The organism is uncultured Aquincola sp., from assembly GCF_964001545.1.
Classification (GTDB): domain Bacteria; phylum Pseudomonadota; class Gammaproteobacteria; order Burkholderiales; family Burkholderiaceae_C; genus Aquincola.
The window spans coordinates 1-21,219 of the sequence record NZ_CAXFDV010000849.1; the positions used below are offsets into that span (position 1 = coordinate 1).

The 21,219-nt window shown below is 71.7% G+C and carries 14 protein-coding genes and 1 pseudogene; 4 read left to right on the plus strand and 11 right to left on the minus strand.

Annotation, left to right across the window (positions count from 1 at the left end; genetic code table 11):
- The 3 genes and pseudogenes from ABNT58_RS29295 to ABNT58_RS29305 all read right to left on the minus strand — a co-directional run.
- Positions 1–304 (minus strand): annotated as a pseudogene (locus tag ABNT58_RS29295) (hypothetical protein); the annotation flags it as partial.
- Between the two features lie 170 nt (positions 305–474).
- Entirely contained in the window at positions 475–1,833 is a 1,359-nt protein-coding gene (locus ABNT58_RS29300; RefSeq protein WP_348756872.1) for a sigma-54 dependent transcriptional regulator, read from the minus strand.
- Positions 1,818–3,278 carry a HAMP domain-containing sensor histidine kinase gene (locus ABNT58_RS29305; RefSeq protein ID WP_348756873.1) on the minus strand — a complete coding sequence of 487 codons (1,461 nt, stop codon included), beginning with the start codon at positions 3,276–3,278 and terminating at the stop codon, positions 1,818–1,820. Before ABNT58_RS29305 ends, ABNT58_RS29300 begins: the two co-directional genes overlap by 16 nt.
- 75 nt (positions 3,279–3,353) lie before the next feature.
- Here ABNT58_RS29305 and ABNT58_RS29310 point away from each other — a divergent pair, with 75 nt between their 5' ends.
- Entirely contained in the window at positions 3,354–7,121 is a 3,768-nt protein-coding gene (locus ABNT58_RS29310) for an ATP-binding protein (RefSeq protein WP_348756874.1), read from the plus strand.
- Here ABNT58_RS29310 and ABNT58_RS29315 read toward each other — a convergent pair.
- The 8 genes from ABNT58_RS29315 to ABNT58_RS29350 form a co-directional block, all read right to left on the minus strand.
- On the minus strand, positions 7,103–8,587 hold the full coding sequence (locus ABNT58_RS29315; protein ID WP_348756875.1) for an NAD-dependent succinate-semialdehyde dehydrogenase: 1,485 nt from the start codon (positions 8,585–8,587) through the stop codon (positions 7,103–7,105). The two genes, ABNT58_RS29310 and ABNT58_RS29315, sit on opposite strands and share 19 nt — an antisense overlap.
- A 20-nt stretch (positions 8,588–8,607) precedes the next feature.
- Positions 8,608–10,254 carry an ABC transporter ATP-binding protein gene (locus tag ABNT58_RS29320; RefSeq protein ID WP_348756876.1) on the minus strand — a complete coding sequence of 549 codons (1,647 nt, stop codon included), beginning with the start codon at positions 10,252–10,254 and terminating at the stop codon, positions 8,608–8,610.
- Positions 10,254–11,189 (minus strand): ABC transporter permease, encoded by a 936-nt coding sequence (locus tag ABNT58_RS29325; protein WP_348756877.1) that lies wholly within the window; start codon positions 11,187–11,189, stop codon positions 10,254–10,256. Before ABNT58_RS29325 ends, ABNT58_RS29320 begins: the two co-directional genes overlap by 1 nt.
- 32 nt (positions 11,190–11,221) lie before the next feature.
- Entirely contained in the window at positions 11,222–12,178 is a 957-nt protein-coding gene (locus ABNT58_RS29330) for an ABC transporter permease (protein ID WP_348756878.1), read from the minus strand.
- A 56-nt stretch (positions 12,179–12,234) separates the two neighbouring features.
- Positions 12,235–13,851: an ABC transporter substrate-binding protein gene (locus tag ABNT58_RS29335; RefSeq protein WP_348756879.1), complete on the minus strand. Its 1,617-nt coding sequence runs from the start codon at positions 13,849–13,851 to the stop codon at positions 12,235–12,237.
- 66 nt (positions 13,852–13,917) lie between these two features.
- Positions 13,918–15,210 (minus strand): FAD-binding oxidoreductase, encoded by a 1,293-nt coding sequence (locus tag ABNT58_RS29340; protein ID WP_348756880.1) that lies wholly within the window; start codon positions 15,208–15,210, stop codon positions 13,918–13,920.
- Between the two features lie 28 nt (positions 15,211–15,238).
- Positions 15,239–15,904 (minus strand): haloacid dehalogenase type II, encoded by a 666-nt coding sequence (locus ABNT58_RS29345; protein WP_348756881.1) that lies wholly within the window; start codon positions 15,902–15,904, stop codon positions 15,239–15,241.
- A 159-nt stretch (positions 15,905–16,063) separates the two neighbouring features.
- Entirely contained in the window at positions 16,064–17,545 is a 1,482-nt protein-coding gene (locus tag ABNT58_RS29350; protein WP_348756882.1) for an aldehyde dehydrogenase family protein, read from the minus strand.
- A gap of 270 nt (positions 17,546–17,815) precedes the next feature.
- Here ABNT58_RS29350 and ABNT58_RS29355 point away from each other — a divergent pair, with 270 nt between their 5' ends.
- From ABNT58_RS29355 to ABNT58_RS29365, 3 genes are all read left to right on the plus strand, one after another.
- Complete coding sequence (locus ABNT58_RS29355; RefSeq protein ID WP_348756892.1) at positions 17,816–18,637, plus strand: GNAT family N-acetyltransferase; 822 nt, start codon at positions 17,816–17,818, stop codon at positions 18,635–18,637.
- Between the two features lie 91 nt (positions 18,638–18,728).
- A complete protein-coding gene (locus tag ABNT58_RS29360; RefSeq protein WP_348756883.1) occupies positions 18,729–19,664 on the plus strand; it encodes a glyoxylate/hydroxypyruvate reductase A in 936 nt (311 codons plus the stop codon).
- A 151-nt stretch (positions 19,665–19,815) separates the two neighbouring features.
- Positions 19,816–21,207, plus strand: a complete 1,392-nt coding sequence (locus ABNT58_RS29365) for an aminotransferase class III-fold pyridoxal phosphate-dependent enzyme (RefSeq protein ID WP_348756884.1) — start codon at positions 19,816–19,818, stop codon at positions 21,205–21,207.
- Positions 21,208–21,219 lie beyond the last annotated feature (12 nt).

Sequence of the window (21,219 nt, forward strand, 5' to 3'; positions counted from 1 at the left end):
TGAGCAGCCAGCGGCTCACCTGGCCGCTGACGGTGGCCTGCGCTTCGACCACCGGCGGGGGCGGGGGCATGCCGGCACGGCCGGGGGCGCCGGGGCGCGGCGGGCGCGCGCCGGGGGCGGCCAACGGCGGCGGCTGGTCGGGGCGAGTGGCCGGGCCGCCGACAGGGCCAGGCTGGCTGGGCGCAGCCACGGGCGGGGGCGCGTCCGGCGTGGCGGGCGCTGCGGGCTGCGCCCAAGCCTGGGTGGTCAGCAGCACGGCGGCGGCGGTGGTGGTCAGGAAGCTGGCAAATCGATGGGCTGTCATGGCATTCGCTCCTTGGTGGGTGCGCTTTCCATTCCAAGACGCGTGCCAGGCGTAAAACTCAATGAAATCAATGACTTGCGAAGAACAACAAGTGTCCGGCTGGATGACCCGCGGACAGCGGGTGTCCGTTTGGCGGACACCTGGCGGACAGGTGTCCGGCGGCTGTCCGACTAGTCGCCCAGGCCGTACTGCGCCAGCTTGCGGTACAGCAGCTGGCGGTGAATGCCCAGGCGGCGTGCGGCTTCGGCCCGGTTGCCCTGGGCCTGCGCCAGCGCATGGGCAATCAGCGCCCGCTCCAGCCGCTCGGTGGCGGTGGGCAGGTCGCTGGCCAGCCAGTCGGCGGGCAGGCCGCCCGACACCGTGTCGCCCGCCCCGCCGGCAGCCAGGCCCAGGTCGGCCGCTTCGATGACGGCATGGCGCACCAGCGCCTGGCAGCGCTCGGCCAGGTTGCGCAGCTCGCGCACGTTGCCCGGCCAGGGATGGCGCAGCAAGGCCTGCGCGGCCGTGGCCGACAGCTGCTTGGGCGGCTGGCCACCAGCCGCCAGCCGCAGGAAATGCTCGGCCAGCAGGATGATGTCGGCCAGCCGCTCGCGCAGCGGCGGCAGGCGGATGGACAGCACGTCCAGCCGGTACATCAGGTCTTCGCGGAACTGGCCTTCGCGCACCGCGGCGCCCAGGTCGCGGTGGGTGGCGGCCACCACGCGCACGTCCACCTTCACCGGCTTGTGGGCGCCCAGCGGCACTACCTCGCCCTCCTGCAGCACGCGCAGGATCTTGGCCTGCACCGCGGGCGCCATGTCGCCGATCTCGTCGAGCAGCAGCACGCCGCCATCGGCCGCCCGGAAGCTGCCCGGCCGGTCGGCCACCGCGCCGGTGAAGGCGCCGCGCACATGGCCGAACAGCTCGCTTTCCAGCAGGTCTTTGGGAATGGCGGCGCAGTTCACCGCCACGAAGGGCCGGCCCGCGCGTGCCGAATGGCGGTGCAGCGCCCGCGCCACCTGTTCCTTGCCGGTGCCGGTTTCACCCAGCACCAGCACCGGCGCATCGCTGGCCGCGGCCAGGCCGATGCGCTTGTGCACCTCGCGCATCGGGGCGCTGACGCCAATGAGCTCGCCCTCGCCTTCTTCGGCCGCGGGCGCGGGCCGGGCCGCATCGGCCTGCTCGCGCAGCGCACGCGACAGCACCTCCTGCACCGCGTCGCGACCGATGGGCTTGGTCAGGTGGTCGAACGCGCCCAGCCGCATCGCGGCAATGGTGTTGTGGCCGCTGGCATGGGCGGTGAGCACGATCACCGGCGGCAGCGTGCGGCCGGGCGACAGCTGCGCCTGCATCGCCTCCAGCGTCTGCAGGCCGTCCATGCCGGGCATGCGGTGGTCGAGGAACACCGCGTCGAAGCGGCCGTGCGCCAAGGCCTGCAGCCCCTGCTGCCCGCTGACGGCGGGCTGCACCTCGTGGCCCAGGCTGTCCAGCGTCTCGGCCAGCGTGTCGCGGAAGGCGTCGTCGTCGTCGATGATCAGCAGGCGCGCCATGGCAGCTCCATCGTGAAGCGGGCACCGCCATCGGCCGGTGCCTCATGCCGCAGCTCGCCACCATGGGCCAGCGCCACCTCGCGCGCCAGCGCCAGGCCCAGGCCGGTGCCGTCGGGCCGGCCGGTGGCAAAGGGCTCGAACAGCTGGCCCTGCAATTCGGGCGGCACGCCGGGGCCGTGGTCGCGCACCGTCAGCGTCAACCCGCCGCCGGCCGCCTGGGCGATGGTCAGCGCCACCGTGCTGCCGGCCGGCGCATGGCGCACCGCGTTGTCCAGCAGGTTGTCGATGGCGCGGGCCAGGTGGTTGGCATCGAGCTGCGCGCACAAAGCTTCAGGCACTTGCAGCGCCAGCTTGACGCCGCGCTGGTCGGCCTGCCTTTGCGCCGCCGCCAGGCGCTGGTGGCCGAAGTCGGCCAGCCCCACCGGCTGCAGTTGCAGGTTCAGCGGCTGCACCACCGCCAGCAGGCTTTGCACCAGGCCGTCGAGCCGGCCCACCTGATCGAGGATGAGCTGCAGCGCCTGCGGCTGCCGCTCGGGCGGGCCGGCCAGCGCGTTCTCGGCCTTCAGCCGCATCGCCGCAATCGGGTTGCGGATCTCGTGCGCGATGCCGCCGGTCATGCGGCCCAGCGCCGCCAGCCGCTGGTCGCGCGAGCGGCTGCGCTCGGCCTCGCGCAGCTGGCTGCGGGCGGCCTCGAAGCGGGCGCGGTAGCCGTTGAGGCCGCTGATCAGCGCGTCCAGCTCGCGCAGGCCGGTGGGGCTGATGGGCGGGGCCGCTTCGCTGCCATCGGCCTGGGCCAGCTGGTCGTGCAGCCGCTGCAGGTGGCGCCGGCCGCGCAGCACGATGGTGCCCAGCCACAGGCCCGAGGCCAGCACGAAGGCCAGCAGCGCGCCCAGGCCCCAGCGCAGGCTGCGCTGAGCGTCCAGCGTGGCCAGCGAGGTGCGGGTCATGGTCCAGGCGGCCAGGTCCTTGCCCGGCGACTGCAGCGGGCAGGCCGAGACGATCAAGGCCTCGCGCGAGGCGCGCACCACGTCGGTATCGGCCTGCTGGCGGCGCGCCACCACCTGCGACAGCGCGGCGATGTGGGCCTGCTCCGCCTCGGGCACGTCGCGCTTGACGCTGGTGCCTTCGTAGGTGGGGTAGGCATAGGCGATGAAGCCCTGCCCCGCGCGCCACACGCCGCCTTCCACATGCGGTTCGGCCACCAGCACCAGCTGCAGCAGCACTTGCAGCAGGTCGAGCTGCGGCTCGGCCCGTTGCGGGTCGTTCAACGACTTGGCATAGCGCTGGGCGATGGCGCCGCAGGAGGCCGCGGCCCGGGCCTGCGCCTGCTCGATCTGCAGGCCGGCGCTGTGCCGGAAGAGCAGCACCATCACCATCGCCAGGCCCACGCACACCGTCAGCAGGATCAACCAGAACAGCGTGAGCTGGGCACGCAAGGACTTCAAGACGGCAACTCCGGGGACGGCGGGGGCGCCCAGCATACTGGGCAGGGCGGGTCCGGTGCTTGCCGAGGGGCGCCCATGCCCCCCTGGACCACCCCCCACGTGCCCGACCGCGACACCCTGCTGCGGCGCATCTTTCCGGGCGACAGCGAGATGGCCCGGCGCATGCGCGCCAAGGACTGGGCCCGCACCGCGCTGGGCGATCCGGCGCTCTGGCCGCCGCACCTGCGGCTGTCGGTCAGCCTGTGCCTGACCTCGCGCTTTCCCATCCTGCTGTGGTGGGGCCCTGAGCTGACGGTGCTCTACAACGACGCCTACATCTCCTTCCTGGGCGCCGGCAAGCACCCCGAGACCCTGGGCCAGCCCGGCCAGGTGTGCTGGGCCGAGATCTGGACCACCATCGGCCCGATGCTGGAAGGCGTGATGCGCACCGGCGAGGCCACCTGGTCGGAAGACGTGCAGTACTTCTTCGCCCGCCACCTGCCGGCCGAAGAGGTGTTCGTGCGCTTCACCTACGGCCCCATCCTGTCGGAAGACGGCCGGGTGGACGGCGTGTTCACCCCCTGCACCGAAACCACGGCCGCGGTGGTCAGCGCCCGCCGGTTGCGCACCCTCACCCGCCTGGCCGCCACCGAGCTGCCCGCCGCCACGCTGGACGCCGCCTGCCGCCAGGCGGTGCAGGGCCTGACTGCCAGCCCCGAAGACACCCCGTTCGCGGCGCTGTACCTGGCACAGGCCGACGAAGCCCGCGCGGTGGTGGCCAGCCAGCCGCTGGATGGCACCAGCCTGCCCGAAGTGCTGTCGGTGGCGCCCGCGCGGGAAGCGACCGCCACAGACGAGCCCGCCTCCCTGCCCGCCGCCATCGCCGGCGTGCTGCAGCAACCCGATGCCGGACCGCGCCTGGTGGAAGCCGGCGGCATCACCGTCTCGGGCGGACCCTATCCCGAGCAGCCCCGCCACTTCATGGTGGTGCCGCTGCCGGCCCTGTGGCCCGAACGCCGCGCGGCGCTGCTGCTGGGCCTGAGCCCGCGCTGCCCGCTGGACGAGGCCTACCGCGAATTCATCGCGCTGGCCGCACGCCATGTGAACGAACTGCTGGGCGGCGTGCTGCGCTACGAGCGCGAACGCGCCCGCGTGGAAGCCCTGGCCGAGCTGGACCGCGCCAAGTCGCTGTTCTTCAGCAACGTGAGCCATGAGCTGCGCACGCCGCTGATGCTGATGCTGGGCCCGCTGGACACCGCGCTGCGCAGCGACCACCCGCACCAGGACGAGCTGGCCATGGTGCGGCGCAACGCGCAGCGGCTGCAGCAGCTGGTGGACACGCTGCTCGATTTCTCGCAGCTGGAGGCCGGCCGGCTGAGCGCCCAGCTCGAAGCCACCGACCTGGCCGCGGCCACGGCCGACGTGGCATCGCTGTTCCGCTCGACCATCGAAGCCGGCGGCCTGCGGCTGCGGGTGGACACCGCCACACCCCTGCGCCCCTACCGCGTGGACCGCGACATGTGGGAGAAGGTGGTCGGCAACCTGCTGTCCAACGCCTACAAGTACACCCTGGCCGGCGAGATCCGCGTGCGCCTGCGCGAGCTGCCCGAAGGCGCCGAACTCACCGTGGCCGACACCGGCGTGGGCATTCCTGCGGCCGACCAGGCACGGCTGTTCCAGCGCTTTTTCCGCGGCAATACCCGGCGCGGGCGCACCGACGAAGGCACCGGCATCGGCCTGGCCCTGACGCGTGAACTGGTGGCCCTGCACGGCGGCGACATCCGCGTGAGCAGCGAGCCCGAGGTGGGCAGCACCTTCACCGTGCGGCTGCCCGCCGCGCTCGCCGGCGCGCCGGACACGCCGGTCAGGCCCTGGAACCCGGAGCTGCCCTCGGTCTACGACGGCACGCGCGCGGCGCTGGCGGATCGGCCTGCGCCCGATCCCGCGCCCGAACCGGCCGTGCCGGGGGGCCGCTCGCAGGTGCTGGTGGCCGACGACAACGAGGACATGCGCGAGTACCTGCGCCGCGTCCTGGCGCCGCACTGGGACGTGCGCTGCGTGGCCGACGGCGAGGCGGCCCTGGGGGCCATGGCCGAGCGCCTGCCCGACCTGCTGCTGACCGACGTGATGATGCCGCGCCTGGACGGCCTGGCCCTGGTGCAGCGGGTGCGCGCCAATCCGCGGCTGCGGGCCCTGCCAGTGATCCTGATCTCGGCCCGCGTGGGCGACGAAGCCAAGGTGGCGGGCCTGGCGGCCGGCGCCGACGACTACCTGACCAAGCCCTTTTCCAGCAAGGAGCTGGTGGCCCGCATCGAGAGCCAGCTGATGCGCGCGCGCATCGACCGCGTGCAGCGGCATTTCAGCTCGCGCCTGGCCGAGGTGCTGGAACAGGCGCCGGTGGGCATCGCAGTGACGGTCGGGCCCGACCATGTCTTCGAGTACGCCAACCAGCACTACCGCCGCTTCGTGCCCGGCCGCACGCTGATCGGCCGCAGCATGCGCGAGAACTTTCCCGACCTGCAGGGCCAGGGCGTGTTCGAGCTGTGCGACCGCGTGTTCCGCACCGGCGAGGCCTTTGCCGCCAGCCCGATGAAGGTGATGCTGTGCGACGCCGACGGCCAGGCGCCGCAGGAGCGGCACTTCGACCTGATCTACCAGCCGCTGGTGGGCCCCGACGGGCGGGTGGAAGGCATTGCCACCGTGGCCTCGGACGTGCACGAGGTGGTGGTGGCGCGCGGCCGCGCCGAGCAGGCCAACCGCGTGAAGGACGAGTTCATCGCGATGCTGGGCCATGAGCTGCGCAACCCGCTGTCGCCCATCGTCACCGCGGTGGAACTGGTGCGCCGACGCACCACCGGCATGACCCTGCCCGAGCTGGACATGATCGACCGCCAGGTGCGCCACATGGTGCGGCTGATCGACGACCTGCTGGACGTCTCGCGCATCACGCGCGGCGTGGTGGAACTGCGGCGCGTGCCGGTGGAGCTGCAGGCCGTGGTGGCCAAGGCGGTGGAAACCGTGGCGCCGTTGATCGACCAGCGCCAGCACCGGCTGCTGCTGCAGGTGCCCGAGCGGGGCCTGACGGTGCTGGCCGACGCCGACCGCCTGACGCAGGTGGTGGCCAACCTGCTGGCCAATGCCGCCAAGTACACGCCGGCCGGCGGTCACATCGGCCTGCAGGCGGCGCGCCAGGGCGACTGGGTGGTGCTGGACGTGGTGGACAACGGCGTGGGCCTGACCGCCGCCGAATGCGAGCGCGTGTTCGACCTCTTCGTGCAGGGGCCGCAGCGCCGGGACCGCCCGGTGGGCGGCCTGGGCCTGGGCCTGACCATCGCACGCAACCTGGCGCAGCTGCACGGCGGCCAGCTGCAGGCGCGCAGCGAGGGTCCGGACCAGGGCTGCACCTTCACCCTCAGGCTGCCCTTGAGCCAGGCCCTGCCCGAGGGTGCCGAGCCCACGCCAGCGGCCGCACCGCGCAGCGCGGGCGCGGCCCGCCCCGGCCTGCGGGTGCTGGTGGTGGACGACAACATCGACGCCGGCCAGGCCGTGGCGCTGCTGCTGCGCGAGCTGGGCAGCCAGGTGCAGGTGGCGCACGATGGCAAGTCGGCGCTGCAGCTGGCGCAGACGGCCTTGCCCGACCTGGTGCTGCTGGACATCGGCCTGCCCGACATCGACGGCTACGCGCTGGGCCGCCGTCTGCGCGAGCTGGCCGGCCCCCGCCCGCCCCGCCTGGTCGCGCTCACCGGCTTCGGCCAGCAGCGCGACCTGCAACGTTCAGCCGACAGCGGCTTCGAAGCGCACCTGGTCAAGCCGGCCAGCGTGGGGGATCTGCAGCGGCTGCTGCTTCAGGCCAGCCCGCCCTGACACACGTACTTCATGTGCTGGTAGTCCTCCAGCCCGTGGGTGGAGCCTTCACGGCCGTAGCCGGATTCCTTGACGCCGCCGAAGGGCGCGGCCTCGGCCGCCAGCGCCCCTTCGTTGATGCCGACGATGCCGGTTTCCAGCGCATCGGCCACGCGCCAGATGCGGCGCACGTCGTTGGAGAAGAAGTAGGCCGCCAGGCCGAAGGGCGTGTCGTTGGCCGCGGCCACCACCTCGGCTTCGGTTTCGAAGCGGGTGATGGGCACCACCGGGCCAAAGGTTTCTTCGCAGCTGCAGGCCATGGTGGCATCGGCGCCCACCAGCACCGTGGGTGCGTAGTAGTTGGGGCCCAGTGCCGGCAGCCGCCGGCCACCCACCACCACCTGTGCGCCGCGCTGCAGCGCGTCCTGCACATGGCGGGCTATCTTGTCCACCGCCCGGGCGTTGATCATCGGCCCGATCTGCGAGGCCGCATCGGTGGCCGGGCCCACCTGCAAGGCGCCCACGCGCGCGGCCAGCAGCTCGACGAAGCGGTCGTGCACCTGTGCCTGCACGAACACCCGGTTGGGGCACACGCAGGTCTGGCCGCCGTTGCGGAACTTGGCGGCCATCAGGCCCTCCACCGCGGCCGGCAGGTCGGCATCCTCGAACACGATGAAGGGCGCATTGCCGCCCAGCTCCAGCGACAGCTTCTTGAGCGTGGTGGCCGATTCACGCGCCAGGTGCTTGCCCACCGGCGTGCTGCCGGTGAAGGTGATCTTGCGCACCCGGCTGTCGGCCAGCCACACGTCCACCACCTCGGGCGTGCGCTCGCGCGAGGCGGTGACGATGTTGAGCACCCCGGCCGGCACGCCCGCTTCCTGCGCCAGGCGCACCAGCGCCAATGAGGTGAGCGGCGTGTCTTCGGCCGGCTTGCACACCACGGTGCAGCCGGCGGCCAGCGCCGGGGCGATCTTGCGGGCGATCATCGCGGCCGGAAAGTTCCACGGCGTGATGGCGGCCACCACGCCCACCGGCTCTTTCAGGGCCAGCATGCGGCGGCCGCTCACCGGCGCGGGAATCACCTCGCCGTTGGACCGCACCGCCTCTTCGGCAAACCAGTCCACGTAGCTGGCGGCATAGGCCACTTCGCCCCGGCCTTCGGCCAGCGGCTTGCCCTGCTCGCGGCTGATGAGCCGGCCCAGGTCTTCGTGGTGAAGCTGGATCAGCGCATGCCAGCGCTTGATGATCTGCGCGCGCTGCTTGGCCGGCACCATGCGCCAGCTGGCAAAGGCGGCGTGGGCCGCGTCCACCGCGGCCTGCGCATCGGCGGCGCTGCTGTCGGGCACCTGGGCGAACACGGCGTCGGTGGCGGGGTCGCTGACCTCCAGCCAGCGGCCGGCCGCGCCTTCGCGCCACTGGCCGTTGATGAAGTTGCGGCCGGGCAGCAGGTCGTCGCGCCGCAGCGCCAGGGGGTGGGGCAAGGACATGGAAGCGGAGGCTGGGGACATCACATCGTGGCTGCCTGCGCAGCGGTTTGGGGCCCGTGGGCCGGGTGCATCTCGTCGAGCCAGCCGCGGCGCAGCTCGGGCACCGAGCGTTCCAGCAGCTGGTAGTAGGGGTGGTGGTCGCCACGGTCGAAGTCGGCGCGGGCCACCTGGGCCAGCTTGCGGCCGTGCTGCATCACCACGATCTCGTCGCACACCGCCTTGACGGTGTGCAGGTCGTGGCTGATGAAGAGGTACGACACGCCCAGCTCGCGCCGCAGCTCGGCGATCAGGTCCAGCACCGCGGCGCCCACCACGGTGTCGAGTGCCGAGGTGACTTCGTCGCACAGGATCAGGTCGGGGTCGGCCGCCAGCGCACGGGCCAGGTTCACCCGCTGCTTCTGCCCGCCCGACAGGCCACCCGGCAGGCGGCCCGCCACGCTGCGCGGCAGCTGCACCAGGTCCAGCAGCTCATGGATGCGCTTTTGCAGCGCGGCGCCGCGCAGGCCCTTGTAGAACTGCAGCGGCCGGGCCAGGATGCGCTCGATGTGGTGCGAAGGATTGAGCGCGGTGTCGGCCATCTGGAACACGATCTGCACCTGGCGCAGCTCTTCCTGCGTGCGCTGCGCCACCGTGGGCTTGAGGTAGCGGCCGTTGAACAGGATGTGCCCGGCACTGGGCGCCACCAGCCCGGCCACCGCACGCGCCAGCGTGGTCTTGCCCGAGCCCGATTCGCCGATGACGCCGATGGCCTGGCCGCGGTACAGCTTGAGGTCGATGTCTTGCAGGATGGGCTTGGCGGGTTGGCCCTGCGCATCCAGCGGGCCATAGCCGGCGCACAGGCCGCGCACTTCCAGCAGCAGCTGGCCATCGGCCGACATCGCGCCGCCGCCGCGTGGCACCGGGCGTGCTGCGGCCAGCAGGCAGCGGGTGTAGTCGGCGGCCGGTGCGTCCAGCAGCTGGCCGGTGGGCGCCAGCTCCTGCATCACGCCATTGCGCAGCACCAGGATGTGGTCGGCCATCTGCGCCACCACCGCCAGGTCGTGGCTCACGTACACCGCGGTGGCCTGGCGGTCGCGCACCACGCGGCGGAAAGCGCGCAGCACCTCGATCTGCGTGGTCACGTCCAGCGCGGTGGTGGGCTCGTCCAGGATCACCAGGTCGGGGTCGGCGATCAGCGCCATCGCCGCCATCAGCCGCTGCAACTGGCCGCCCGACACCTGGTGCGGATAACGCTCGCCGATGTGCTCGGGGTCGGGCAGCGCCAGTTCGCGGAACAGCTGCACCGCCTTGGCCTCGGCCTCGGCGCGGGGCATCAGGTGGTGGATGCACGCCGGCTCCACCACCTGGTCCATCACCGTGCGCGACGGGTTGAAGGAGGCCGCCGCGCTTTGCGCGATGTAGGCCACACGGCGGCCGCGCAGCGCGCGCTGCTGGGCGGGCGACAGGTGCAGCACGTCGGTCTCGCCGATGCGCACGCTGCCGCCGGTGATGCTGCAGCCATGGCGTGCATAACCCATCAGTGCCAGCGCGGTGGTGGTCTTGCCCGAGCCCGATTCACCGATCAGCGCCAGCACCTCGCCGGGCTGGATGTGGAAGCTGAGTCGGTCGACCAGCGTCTGCCCGCCGGCCTCGATCGTGAGGCCCTGCACCTGTACCGAAGCGCCCATCAGCGTGCTCCCCGTTCCCTGGCCAGGCGGCCGGGGAGGTTGTCGATGACCAGGTTCACCGCGATGGTGAGGCTGGCGATGGCAAAGGCCGGGGCCAGCACCGCGGCGCGGCCGTCGGCCAGCGCGCCGATGTTCTCGCGCACCAGCGAACCCCAGTCGGCGGCCGGCGGCTGCACGCCCAGGCCCAGGAAGCTCAGGCCCGCCAGCAGCAGCACGATGTAGACGAAGCGCAGGCCCAGGTCGGCCAGCATCGGGCCCACGATGTTGGGCGCGATCTCGCGCAGCATGATGTAGAGCGTGCCCTCGCCCCGGCTGCGGGCCACGGTCACGTAGTCCATCGCATTGATGTTGACCGCCAGCGAGCGGGCGATGCGGTAGGCCCCCGGCACGTAGATGATGGCCGCGGTGGCCACCAGCACCCCGATGGAAGAGCCGAAGCCCGCGACGATGATCAGCGCGAACATCTTGCTGGGAATGGCGGTGAGCGTGTCCAGCGTGCGGCTCAGCACCGCATCCACCCAGCCGCCGGTGGCCGCGGCCAGCAGCGCCAGCGAGGTGCCGATGCCGCTGGCCAGCAGCGTGGCCAGCAGGGCCACGCCCACGGTGTAGCGGGCACCTTCGATCACCCGCGCCAGCATGTCGCGGCCCAGGTAGTCGGTGCCCAGCCAGTGCTGCGTGCTGGCCGGCGCGAATACGCCGCCGTTGCCCATCGCCGCCATGTCGTGCTGCAACAGGCTGGGGCCGAAGGCGGCCGCCAGCAGCCAGAACAGCAGCACCGCAGCGCCCAGCAGGCCGCCTGCGTTGAAGCGGCGCCGCCGGCGGGGTTGTGTGGTGGCAGGGGCTTCCGCCGGCAAGGTGGGGGCCGGCACGGGCCGGGCGGGGCCGGCCGGCAGCCCCAGGGCGGCCGGTGCCGCCGCGGTGGTGGTGGTGTTCATCGCAGGCGCTCTTTCCTCGACGGCTGGCATGGTCATTGGTGCCGCAGGCGCGGGTTGGCCACGATGGCGCACAGGTCGGCCAGCGTGACGAGCAGCAGGTAGCCGGTGCAGAAGATCATGGCGCAGGCCAGCACCAGCGGCATGTCGCGCTGGCTGACGCCATCGACCATCAGCTTGGCGATGCCGGGGTAGTTGAAGATGGTCTCGATGATGATGACCCCGCCCAGCAGGTACGACAGGCTCAGCGCCACCGCATTGGCGATGGGCCCGATGGCATTGGGCAGCGCATGGGCCAGCACCATGCGCATCGGCGAGGCGCCCTTGAGCCGCACCATCTCGATGTAGGGCGCTTCCAGCTGGTCGATCACCGCGGCGCGGGTCATGCGCATCATCTGCGCCACGATCACGCAGCACAGGCTGAGCACCGGCATCGCAAAGGCCTTGAGCATCTGGCCGAGCGAGTCGATCTCGGACACGTACGACAGCGCCGGCAGCCAGCGCAGCTTGACCGCGAACACCAGCACCGCCAGCGTGGCCACCAGGAACTCGGGCACCGACACCACGCCCACCGCGGCCGACGAAGCCGCGCGGTCGAACCAGGAGCCGCGCCACACCGCCGAGGCAATGCCCAGCGTCAGCGCGATGGGCACCGAGAACAGCGCGGTAACGGCGGCCAGCAGCAGCGAGTTGGGCAACCGGCTGGCCACCAGTTCGGCCACCGGCATCTGCGTGACCGAGCTGGTGCCGGGGTTGCCGGTGACCAGGCCGGCCAGCCAGCGGCCGTAGCGCACCGGGCCGGGCACGTCCAGGCCCATCTGGGCGCGCAGGGCGGCCAGCGCTTCGGGTGTGGCTTCCTGGCCCAGCTGTTCCTGCGCCGCGTCGCCCGGCAGCACCGAGGTGATGGCGAACACCACCACCGACACCGCCAGCAGCGACAGCAGCGCCAGCGCCACCCGCTGGCCCAGCAGCTTGAAGATCAAGAGGTTCATCGGCGGCGCTCCTGGCGTGCGGCTTGGAAGTGCGGCGTGGAAGGCGCGAAGAAGCGTCAGGCTTCCAGCCAGACGTTCTCGGCGAACGAGTAACCCATCAGCCCGCCCAGCGGGATGGGCGACAGGCCCTTCAACTTGCTGCTGTGCCCGTCGATGCTGGCCAGGAACAGCGGGATGCCGATGCCGGCTTCCTGGTGGATCATGGTTTGCATGTCGGCGTACATCTGCTTGCGCTTGGCGAGGTCGGTTTCGGCACGGGAGGCCAGCAGCAGCTGGTCGAACTTGTCGCTCTTCCAGCGAGATTCGTTCCAGGCTGCGTCCGACTTGAAGAACTGGGTCAGCAGCGTGTCGGCGCTGGGGCGCGGGTTCACGTTGCCAAAGCCCACCGGGCTGTTGAGCCAGTGGTTCGACCAGTAGCCGTCGGCCGGCATGCGCTTGACGTCCAGGTCCAGGCCGATGCGCTGCGCGGCCTGCTGCATCACCAGCGCGAACTCGGTCGAGTACATGGCCGCCGGTGAGGTGACCACCGGCACCTTGCCGGTGACGCCCGACTTCTGCAGGTGGAACTTGGCCTTGTCGAGGTCGAAGGTACGCTGCGGCAGGCCGGCGAAGTAAAAGCGGTTGGTGGGGTCGATCGGCTGGTCGTTGGCCAGCACCGCATGGTCCAGCGCCACCGACTTCTTCATCTGCTCGCGGTCGAACAGGTGCTTCATTGCCAGGATGAAGTCGGGGTTGCTGCCCGGCCCCATGTCCTTGCGCATGATGAGGTCGGAGTACTGGCCCGACTGGGTGACGAAGATGCCGTAGCCGGGCGTGTCCTTGACCCGCGCCACCGAGCGCGGATTGACCGAGGCCACCAGGTCCATGCCGCCCGACAGCAGCGCATTGACGCGGGCGCCCTCGTCGCCGATGCCGACGAACTCGATCTCGTCCAGGTAGGGCTTGCCGGGCTTCCAGTAGCCCTCGTTGCGCACCATCACCGACCGCACACCGGGCTTGAACTCCTTGAGCTTGTAGGGCCCGGTGCCGATGCCGGCGGCGAAGTCGGTGGTGCCTTCCTTGACGATGTGGAAGTGGAAGGTGCCCAGAATCACCGGCAGGTCGGCGTTGGGGGCGGTGAGCACCACCGTCACCTCGTTCGGGCCGCTGGCTTTGACGCTCTCGATCTGGTCGGCCAGCACCTTGGCCTTGGAGGCGGTGGCCGGGTCCTTGTGGCGCAGCAGCGAGAACACCACGTCGGCCGGCGCCAGCGCCTTGCCGTCATGGAAGGTGACACCCTTGCGCAGCGTGAACACCCAGGTCTTGGCGTCCTTGGTGTTGAACGATTCGGCCAGCGCCGGCTGCGGCGTGAGGCTGCCGTCGAGCGCGAACAAGCCGTTGTACAGCATGGTGCCGCGCGAGTAGTCGGTCTGGTTCGACTGCTTGGCCGGGTCCAGCGTGTCGGTCACGGCCGCGGTGGCGCCGGCCACGCGGATCTTGCCGCCGCGCCGCGGCGTCTGCGCATGGGCGGACACCGCCACGCCCGCCAGGCCCCCTGCCAGCGTGGCCTGCATGCCGCCGGCCACCAGCATCGCCAGGATGTCGCGGCGGGTGGCGCCGCGCCGCAGCGCGTCCATCATGCGCAGGCTGTCGCCGGGGCCAACGAGTTGCGCGAGCTTGTTGCGGTCGCTCATGTTTGCATGCTCCTGAGAAGGTCGAGGTGGGTGGCGGACGAACGGGAACGGGATCGGAAACGGGTATCAGGCCAGGCGGTCTTTGAGGCGGTAGTACAGGCCCACCGCGGGCAGGAACCAGGGCGGGCCGAAGTGGCCGGGAATGGCGGGCCAATGGCGGCCCTGCCAGGGGTTGGCGGCGGCATCGCCGGCCATCACGCGGGCCATGCAGTCGCCCATGTGCACCGACATCTGGGTGCCATGGCCGCTGTAGCCCATCGAGTAGAAAAGGCCGTCGCGCTCGCCAGCATGCGGCAGGCGGTCCTGCGTCATGTCGACCAGGCCGCCCCAGCAGTAGTCCAGGCGCACCTCGCCCAGTTGCGGAAAGGTCTCGGCCAGGCCCTGGCGCAGAATCTCGCCGCTGGCCGCGTCGGACTGCGGGCTGCTGATGGCAAAGCGCGCCCGGCCGCCGAACACCAGCCGGTGGTCGGCCGTGAGCCGGAAGTAGTGGTGGATGTTGGCCACCGTGGTGTAGGTGCGGCGCCCGGCCAGCAGCGCCTGCGCCCGTTCGGCGCCCAGCGGCTCGGTCACCACGATGAAGCTGCCGATGGGCACGATGCGCCGCCGCAGCCAGCCGAAGCTGCCGTAGCCGCCATGCCGCGTGGCACCGGTGGCCACCAGCACCTGGGCGGCCTTCACCGTGCCGCGGGCGGTGTGCACCTGGTGCGCCTGGCTGCGGCCGATGCGCTGCAGCCGCTGCACCTCGGTGCCCAGCGCGATCTGCGCGCCATGGCGCTGCGCCGCCTCGGCCAGGCCGCGGGCGAAGCGGCCCATGTGCATCTGGCCGCTGCGCTTGTACAGCAGCCCGCCGTGGAAGCGATCGCTCTGCACCTCGGCGCGCACGCGGTCGGCGCCCAGCACTTCCACGTCGGTGTCCACGCCGTCGCGCACCAGCCGCTCGGCGCTGCGGGCCAGCGCGTCCAGGTGCTGCGGGCGGGTGGCCAGCTTGAGCTTGCCGTGGCGCAGGAAGTCGCAGTCGATGGCTTCTTCAGCCACCACGCGGGCCACGCTGTCCACCGCCGCGTCGTAGGCGTGGTACCAGCGGCGCGCGGTCTCGGGGCCCACCTTGGCGGCCACCTCGGCATAGTCCACCGCCAGGCCGTTGTTCACATGGCCGCCGTTGCGGCCCGAGGCTTCGGCGGCCACGCGCTGGCCGGCTTCCAGCACCAGCACGCGGGCACCGCGGCGGGCCAGTGCCCGGGCGGCCGACAGGCCGGTGAAGCCGGCGCCGACGATGGCCACGTCCACCTGCGCGGGCAGGGACTGCGGCGCCGGCGTGAAGGCCGGGGCGGAGTCGGTCCAGTAGGCGTCCAGCTTCATGGGGCTCGGGGCTTGGGCCGTTGAAGGCTTACAGGCCGACCTCGCCGGCCAGGCCGCCGATGTCGGCGATCTCGGTGTAGCGGTAGGCCGGGTTGCCGGGGCCGTGGCCGCGGTTGACGAACACCTTGTTGACGATGCCCAGGTCGTCGGCCGACATCAGGTCGTAGCGCAGGCTGGACGACACATGCAGCAGGTCTTCCGGGTTGCAGCCCAGCGAGTCGATCATGTACTCGAAGGCCTTCAGCCGCGGCTTGTAGGCCTGGGCCTGCTGCGCGGTGTACACGCGGTGGAAGGGCGCGCCCAGCTGCGCCACGTTGCGCTGGATCTGGTCGTCGGACGCGTTGGACAGGATGACCAGCGGGATCTCCTTGGCCACCTTGGCCAGGCCGGCGGGCACGTCGGCATGCGGGCCCCAGGTGGGCACCGCATCGTAGTACTGCTGGGCCTCGTGGTCGAAGTACTGGATGCCCCACTTCTTGCACAGCCGGCGCACCGCGTTCTTGAGCACCACCTCATACGGCTGCCAGTCGCCCAGCACCTCGTCGAAGCGGTAGGCCGAGAAGTCGGCGATGAACTGCTCCATGCGCTCGGCCGGGATGCGGTCGGCGAACATCTCGCGGGCCATGTCGCCCATGCGGAAGCGGGTCAGCGTGCCGTAGCAATCGAAGGTGATGTACTTGGGTCGGAAGGCCATGACTGCAGCTCCTTGGTTGGTCATCTCGGTGTCATTCCAGCATGCGTGCGGCGCTGCGTTGTGGGGTATTGGCCGGGGCTGGCGCAGCGAAGCTGTGGTTTGAAGGGGGCCTGACGGCATGCCGTGCGGTGTGCCCAGGCGGCGTGCGCGGGTGCCCCTTCAGGGGGCGGCGGCAAAGTCGATGAGCACGCTTTTGAAGCGCAGGTTGGCCTCCACCGCCTGGCGGCCCAGGTCCTTGCCGATGCCCGACTGGTGGTAGCCGCCGGTGGGAATGACGAAGTCGTTGCTGCGGCCATAGCGGTTGATCCACACCGTGCCGGCGGCGATGCCGCGCATCGCGCGCAAGGCCTTGCCGATGTCGGCGGTGTGCACGCCGGCCGCCAGGCCATAGCGCTCGTGCGCGGCCAGGGCCAGGCCCTCGGCTTCGTCGTCGAAGGTCTGCACCGTGAGCACCGGGCCGAAGATCTCTTCCTGCACCGCCGGGTTGGCGGCGTCCACGCCCTCGATCAGCGTAGGCTGGTAGTAGGCGCCGCCGGGCGTGCCTTCATACAGCCGGCCGCCGCAGCGCAGGCGGGCGCCGGCCGCCTGCGACCGCTCCACGATGGCCGCGATGCGCTGGGCCTGCGCGGCCGAGATGATGGGCGGCAGCGTGGCCGCATCGTCCCAGGTGGCGCCGGGCCGGTGGGCCGCAAAGCGCGCGGCGATGCGTTCGACCAGCGCCTCGGCGATGCCGCGCTGCACGATCAGCCGTGAGCCGGCCACGCACACCTGGCCGGCATTGCCGGTGATGGCACCGGCGATGATGGCGGCCAGCCGGTCGAGGTCGGGCGCATCGTCAAACACCAGCTGCGGGCTCTTGCCGCCCAGCTCCAGCGTGGCCGGCTTGGGGCCTTGCAGCGCGCAGGTGGCCATGATGGCGGCGCCGGTCTGGGTGGAACCGGTGAAGGTCATCTTGCCGATGAGCGGATGGCGCGTGAGTGCATCGCCGGTGCTGCGGCCGTCGCCCTGCACGATGTTGAAGAGGCCCGGCGGCACGCCGGCCTGAACCGCCAGCTCGGCCAGCCGCAGCACCGAATGCGGCGTCATCTCCGAAGGCTTGAGCACCACCGCATTGCCGGCGGCCAGCGCCGCGCCCACCTTCCATGAAGCCATCACCAGCGGGAAGTTCCAGGGCGTGATGGCGCCCACCACCCCATAGGGCTCGGCCACCACCATGCCCAGCTGGTCGTGGCGGGTGGCCGCCACGTCGCCGCCCAGCTTGTCGGCGTATTCGGCGAAAAAGCGCAGGCCCTCGGCGGTGAAGGGCACGTCCCAGGCGATGGCATCACGCACTGGACGGGTGGAGCACACCGCCTCGATGCGGGCCAGCGTGGCCACGTCGGCCTCCACCAGATCGGCCCAGCGGCGCAGCACACGGGCCCGCTCGCGCGGGGCGCGGCGCGCCCAGTCGGTGCGGCGCCAGGCCTGGTCGGCGTCGCGCACGGCGATGTCCACCGCATCGGCCTGGGCCAGCGGCAGCTCGCCGTGCACCTGGCCGTCGGACGGTCGGCGCACCGTCAGGCGGCCGGCATCGGGCACGAGCCGGCCGGCGATGAAATGGCCCGAGGGCACCTGGACTTCTTCGGGTAGGAACGCGGACACGGCAGGCCTTGCAAAGAGTGCAAACGATGCGGCCGATGCTAGGAACGGTGGCGCGGCATTTGTGTGCGTTGGCGGACCGCCCGCCGCAGCGAATTGCAAATCCGCAGGCCGCCGCAGCCGATGCTTGCAAGTTGCGCTCGGCGCCCGAAATCCACTAGCGTGAACCCTGACATGTGCGCAAGATCGGCAGCCCATCCTGCACGGGAGACTGAATTGATCGATGCCGAAACCGCACAGGCCACCTCGCACGATGGCGTGCTGTTGCGCGCCATGACGGCCGACGACCTGGCCGCCGCGCATGCGCTGTCCGCCGACCTGCGCTGGCCGCACCGCCCTGCCGACTGGGAGCAGGTGTTTGCGTTGGGCGACGGCGTGGTGGCCGAGCGCGACGGCGCCGTCGTGGGCACCGCATTGCGCTGGCGCTGGGGCCCGCAACACGCCACGCTGGGCCTGGTGATCGTGGCGCCGGCCTGCCAGGGCCGCCGCATCGGCCACCGGCTGATGACCGCGCTGCTCGAAGGCCTGGACGGCCGCAGCGTGCTGCTGCATGCCACGCCCGAAGGCCGCGGCCTGTACGAACGCCTGGGCTTCGTGCGCAGCGGCGAAGTGCGGCAGCACCAGGGCACCGCCCTGCCCGCGCCGCTGGTGGCATTGGACGCCGGCTGGCGGCTGCGCCCGGCCGGCAGCAACGACGCCGACGCCCTGAAGGCGCTGGACGCCGCCGCCCGCGGCATGCCGCGCGATGCGCTGATCGACGAGCTGCTGGCCAGCGCCGAGGCCACCGTGGTGCTGGACCACGACGGCCAGGCGCGCGGCTTTGCGATGCTGCGGCGCTTCGGCCGTGGCCACATCATCGGGCCGGTGGTGGCGCCGGATGCGGACGGCGCCAAGGCCTTGATCGCCCACCTGTCGGGCCTGTCGGCCGGCCGCTTCGTGCGCATCGACATCGACTTCGACAGCGGTCTGGCCGAATGGCTGGAAAGCCTGGGATTGCTGCGCGTGGATGCGCCCACCACGATGGTGCGCGGCGAGCCGCTCGCGGTGCAGCCGGGCGTGCGCCTGTTCGCGCTGGCCACCCAGGCATTGGGCTGAAATGCAGCCCCCAAGCTCGCATACGCTCGCTGCCCCCCAAGGGGGCGCCCAGCCCCTTGGGGCGGCCCGGCGGGGCTGCGTCGGCAGCGCCATGGCCCCCTGCACCTTCCTCTACAAGTCCGACCCCGCCCGCGGCCGCCTGTGGGCCGAGGTGTTCCGCCAGCAGCTGCCGCAGGTGGACTTTCGCATCTGGCCCGACGTGGGCGATGCGGCGCAGGTGCGCTTCATCGCCGCGTGGGAGCCGCCGCCCGACCTGGCCACCGCCTTCCCGAACCTGGAGGTGCTGTTCTCTTCCGGCGCCGGGGTCGACCAGTTCGACCTGGCCGCGCTGCCGCCCACGCTGCCGCTGGTGCGCATGGTCGAGCCCGGCATCATCCGCGGCATGGTCGAGTACGTGAGCCATGCGGTGCTGGACCTGCACCGCGACCGGCCGCAATACCGCCGCCAGCAGCAGGCCGGCCGCTGGCAGCCGCTGCCGGTGGTGCCGGCGCACCAGCGCCGCGTGGGCGTGCTGGGCCTGGGTTCGCTGGGCCAGGCGGTGCTGGCGCGGCTGGTGGACTTCGGCTTCGACTGCGCGGGCTGGAGCCGCTCGGCCCACACCCTGCCCGGCGTGCAATGCCATGCCGGGCCCGACGGCCTGGCCCGCTTCCTGGCCCGCACCGACATCCTGGTGTGCCTGCTGCCGCTGACCGAAGCCACGCGCGGCATGCTCAATGCCCAGCTGTTCGCGCAACTGCCGCGGGGGGCGCAACTGGTGCACGTGGGCCGCGGCCCGCAGCTGGTGCAGGCCGACCTGCTGGCCGCCCTGGACAGCGGCCAGCTGGCCGAGGCGGTGCTGGACGTCACCGACCCCGAGCCGCTGCCGGCCGACCATGCGCTGTGGCGCCACCCGCAGGTGCAGATCACGCCGCACATCGCCAGCATGACGCAGCCGCAATCCGCGGCCGAGGTGGTGATCGACAACCTGCGCCGCTGGCAAGCCGGCGAGCCCATGACCGGATTGGTTGATCGCATCAAGGGATATTGAGCGCAAGGCCCGCGGCACGATGTGCCGTGGCGCGGCGCACAACCGCAGCCTGCGCCACACAGGCGGGCCAAAGCAGCATCACCCACGGTGCACCCGGGCCTAAGCTGACGCTCATCGATTGCCCCACCAGCCGCACGCCGCGCCCACCCCCATGCTGTCACCCATCCACCCCGACGAACTGGCCGCGCTGGACCGCGCGCACCTGATCCACCCCGTGGCGCCGTGGCGCCTGCATGAGCAGCGCGGCCCGGCCGTGCTGGCTTCGGCCAAGGGTGCCTACCTCACCGACAACCGCGGCCACCAGCTGCTGGATGCGTTCGCGGGCCTGTGGTGCGTGAACGTGGGCTACGGCCAGGAAAGCGTGGTGCAGGCCGCCACCGAGCAGCTGCGCCAGCTGCCGTATGCCACCGGCTACTTCCATTTCGCCAGCGAGCCGGCCATCCGCCTGGCCGCCAGGCTGGCCGAGATCACGCCCGCTTCGCTCAGCCGCGCCTACCTGACGCTGGGCGGCTCGGAAGCGGTGGACGCCGCGGTGCGCTTCATCGTGCAGTACTACAACGCCACCGGCCGGCCGGGCAAGAAGCACTTCATCTCGCTGCAGCGGGGTTATCACGGCTCCTCGTCCACCGGCGCCGGGCTCACCGCGCTGCCGGCCTTTCACCGTGGCTTCGACCTGCCGCTGCCCACGCAGCACTACATCGCTTCCCCCTACCCCTACCGCAGCGAAGCCGCGGACGATGCGGCGGTGATCGCGGCCTCGGTCGCGGCGCTGCGCGCCAAGGTGGCCGAGCTGGGCGCCGAGAACGTGGCCGCCTTCTTCTGCGAGCCCATCCAGGGCTCGGGTGGCGTCATCGTGCCGCCGGTGGGCTGGCTCAAGGCCATGCAGGTGGCAGCGCATGAGCTGGACCTCCTGTTCGTGGTGGACGAGGTGATCACCGGCTTCGGCCGCACCGGCCCGATGTTCGCGTGCGACGCCGAAGGCGTGCAGCCCGACCTGATGACGCTGGCCAAGGGCCTGACCGCCGGCTATGTGCCGATGGGTGCCACCATGGTGTCTGACAAGGTGTATGCCGCCATCGCCGATGCGGCGCCGGCTGGTGCACCGATCGGCCATGGCGCCACCTATTCGGGCCACCCGGTGGGCGCGGCCGTGGCGCTGGAAGTGCTGCGCCTGTACCAGGAAGGCGGCGTGCTGGCCAACGGGCAACGCGGCGCGGCGCATTTCGCGGCCGGGCTGGACGGCCTGCGCGACCATCCGCTGGTGGGCGACTCGCGCCACCGCGGCCTGCTGGGCGCGCTGGAGCTGGTGGCCGACAAGGCCAGCAAGCGCGCCTTCGACCCCGCGCTGGGGCTGGCCGACCGCATCTTCGCCACCGCCTACCGCAACGGCCTGGTGTTCCGCGCCTTCGGCGACCACATCCTGGGCTTTGCGCCGGCGCTCACCTTCACCGAGAGCGAGTTCGAGCTGCTGTTCCAGCGCCTGAAGAAGACGCTGGACGACGTGCTGGCCCTGCCCGAGGTGCGGGCGGCGATGGCCGGTTGACGGGCACCGCCG

Excerpts from the sequence above, each read along its gene's own strand:
- ABNT58_RS29335 (WP_348756879.1), bottom strand. The coding sequence starts at position 13,851 with ATGAGCGACCGCAACAAGCTCGCGCAACTCGTTGGCCCCGGCGACAGC.
- ABNT58_RS29360 (WP_348756883.1), top strand. The coding sequence starts at position 18,729 with ATGGCCCCCTGCACCTTCCTCTACAAGTCCGACCCCGCCCGCGGCCGC.
- ABNT58_RS29320 (WP_348756876.1), bottom strand. The coding sequence starts at position 10,254 with ATGGGCGCTTCGGTACAGGTGCAGGGCCTCACGATCGAGGCCGGCGGG.
- ABNT58_RS29310 (WP_348756874.1), top strand. The coding sequence starts at position 3,354 with ATGCCCCCCTGGACCACCCCCCACGTGCCCGACCGCGACACCCTGCTG.
- ABNT58_RS29365 (WP_348756884.1), top strand. The coding sequence starts at position 19,816 with ATGCTGTCACCCATCCACCCCGACGAACTGGCCGCGCTGGACCGCGCG.
- ABNT58_RS29315 (WP_348756875.1), bottom strand. The coding sequence starts at position 8,587 with ATGTCCTTGCCCCACCCCCTGGCGCTGCGGCGCGACGACCTGCTGCCC.
- ABNT58_RS29340 (WP_348756880.1), bottom strand. The coding sequence starts at position 15,210 with ATGAAGCTGGACGCCTACTGGACCGACTCCGCCCCGGCCTTCACGCCG.
- ABNT58_RS29300 (WP_348756872.1), bottom strand. The coding sequence starts at position 1,833 with ATGGCGCGCCTGCTGATCATCGACGACGACGACGCCTTCCGCGACACG.
- ABNT58_RS29325 (WP_348756877.1), bottom strand. The coding sequence starts at position 11,189 with ATGAACACCACCACCACCGCGGCGGCACCGGCCGCCCTGGGGCTGCCG.
- ABNT58_RS29355 (WP_348756892.1), top strand. The coding sequence starts at position 17,816 with ATGACGGCCGACGACCTGGCCGCCGCGCATGCGCTGTCCGCCGACCTG.
- ABNT58_RS29330 (WP_348756878.1), bottom strand. The coding sequence starts at position 12,178 with ATGAACCTCTTGATCTTCAAGCTGCTGGGCCAGCGGGTGGCGCTGGCG.
- ABNT58_RS29345 (WP_348756881.1), bottom strand. The coding sequence starts at position 15,904 with ATGGCCTTCCGACCCAAGTACATCACCTTCGATTGCTACGGCACGCTG.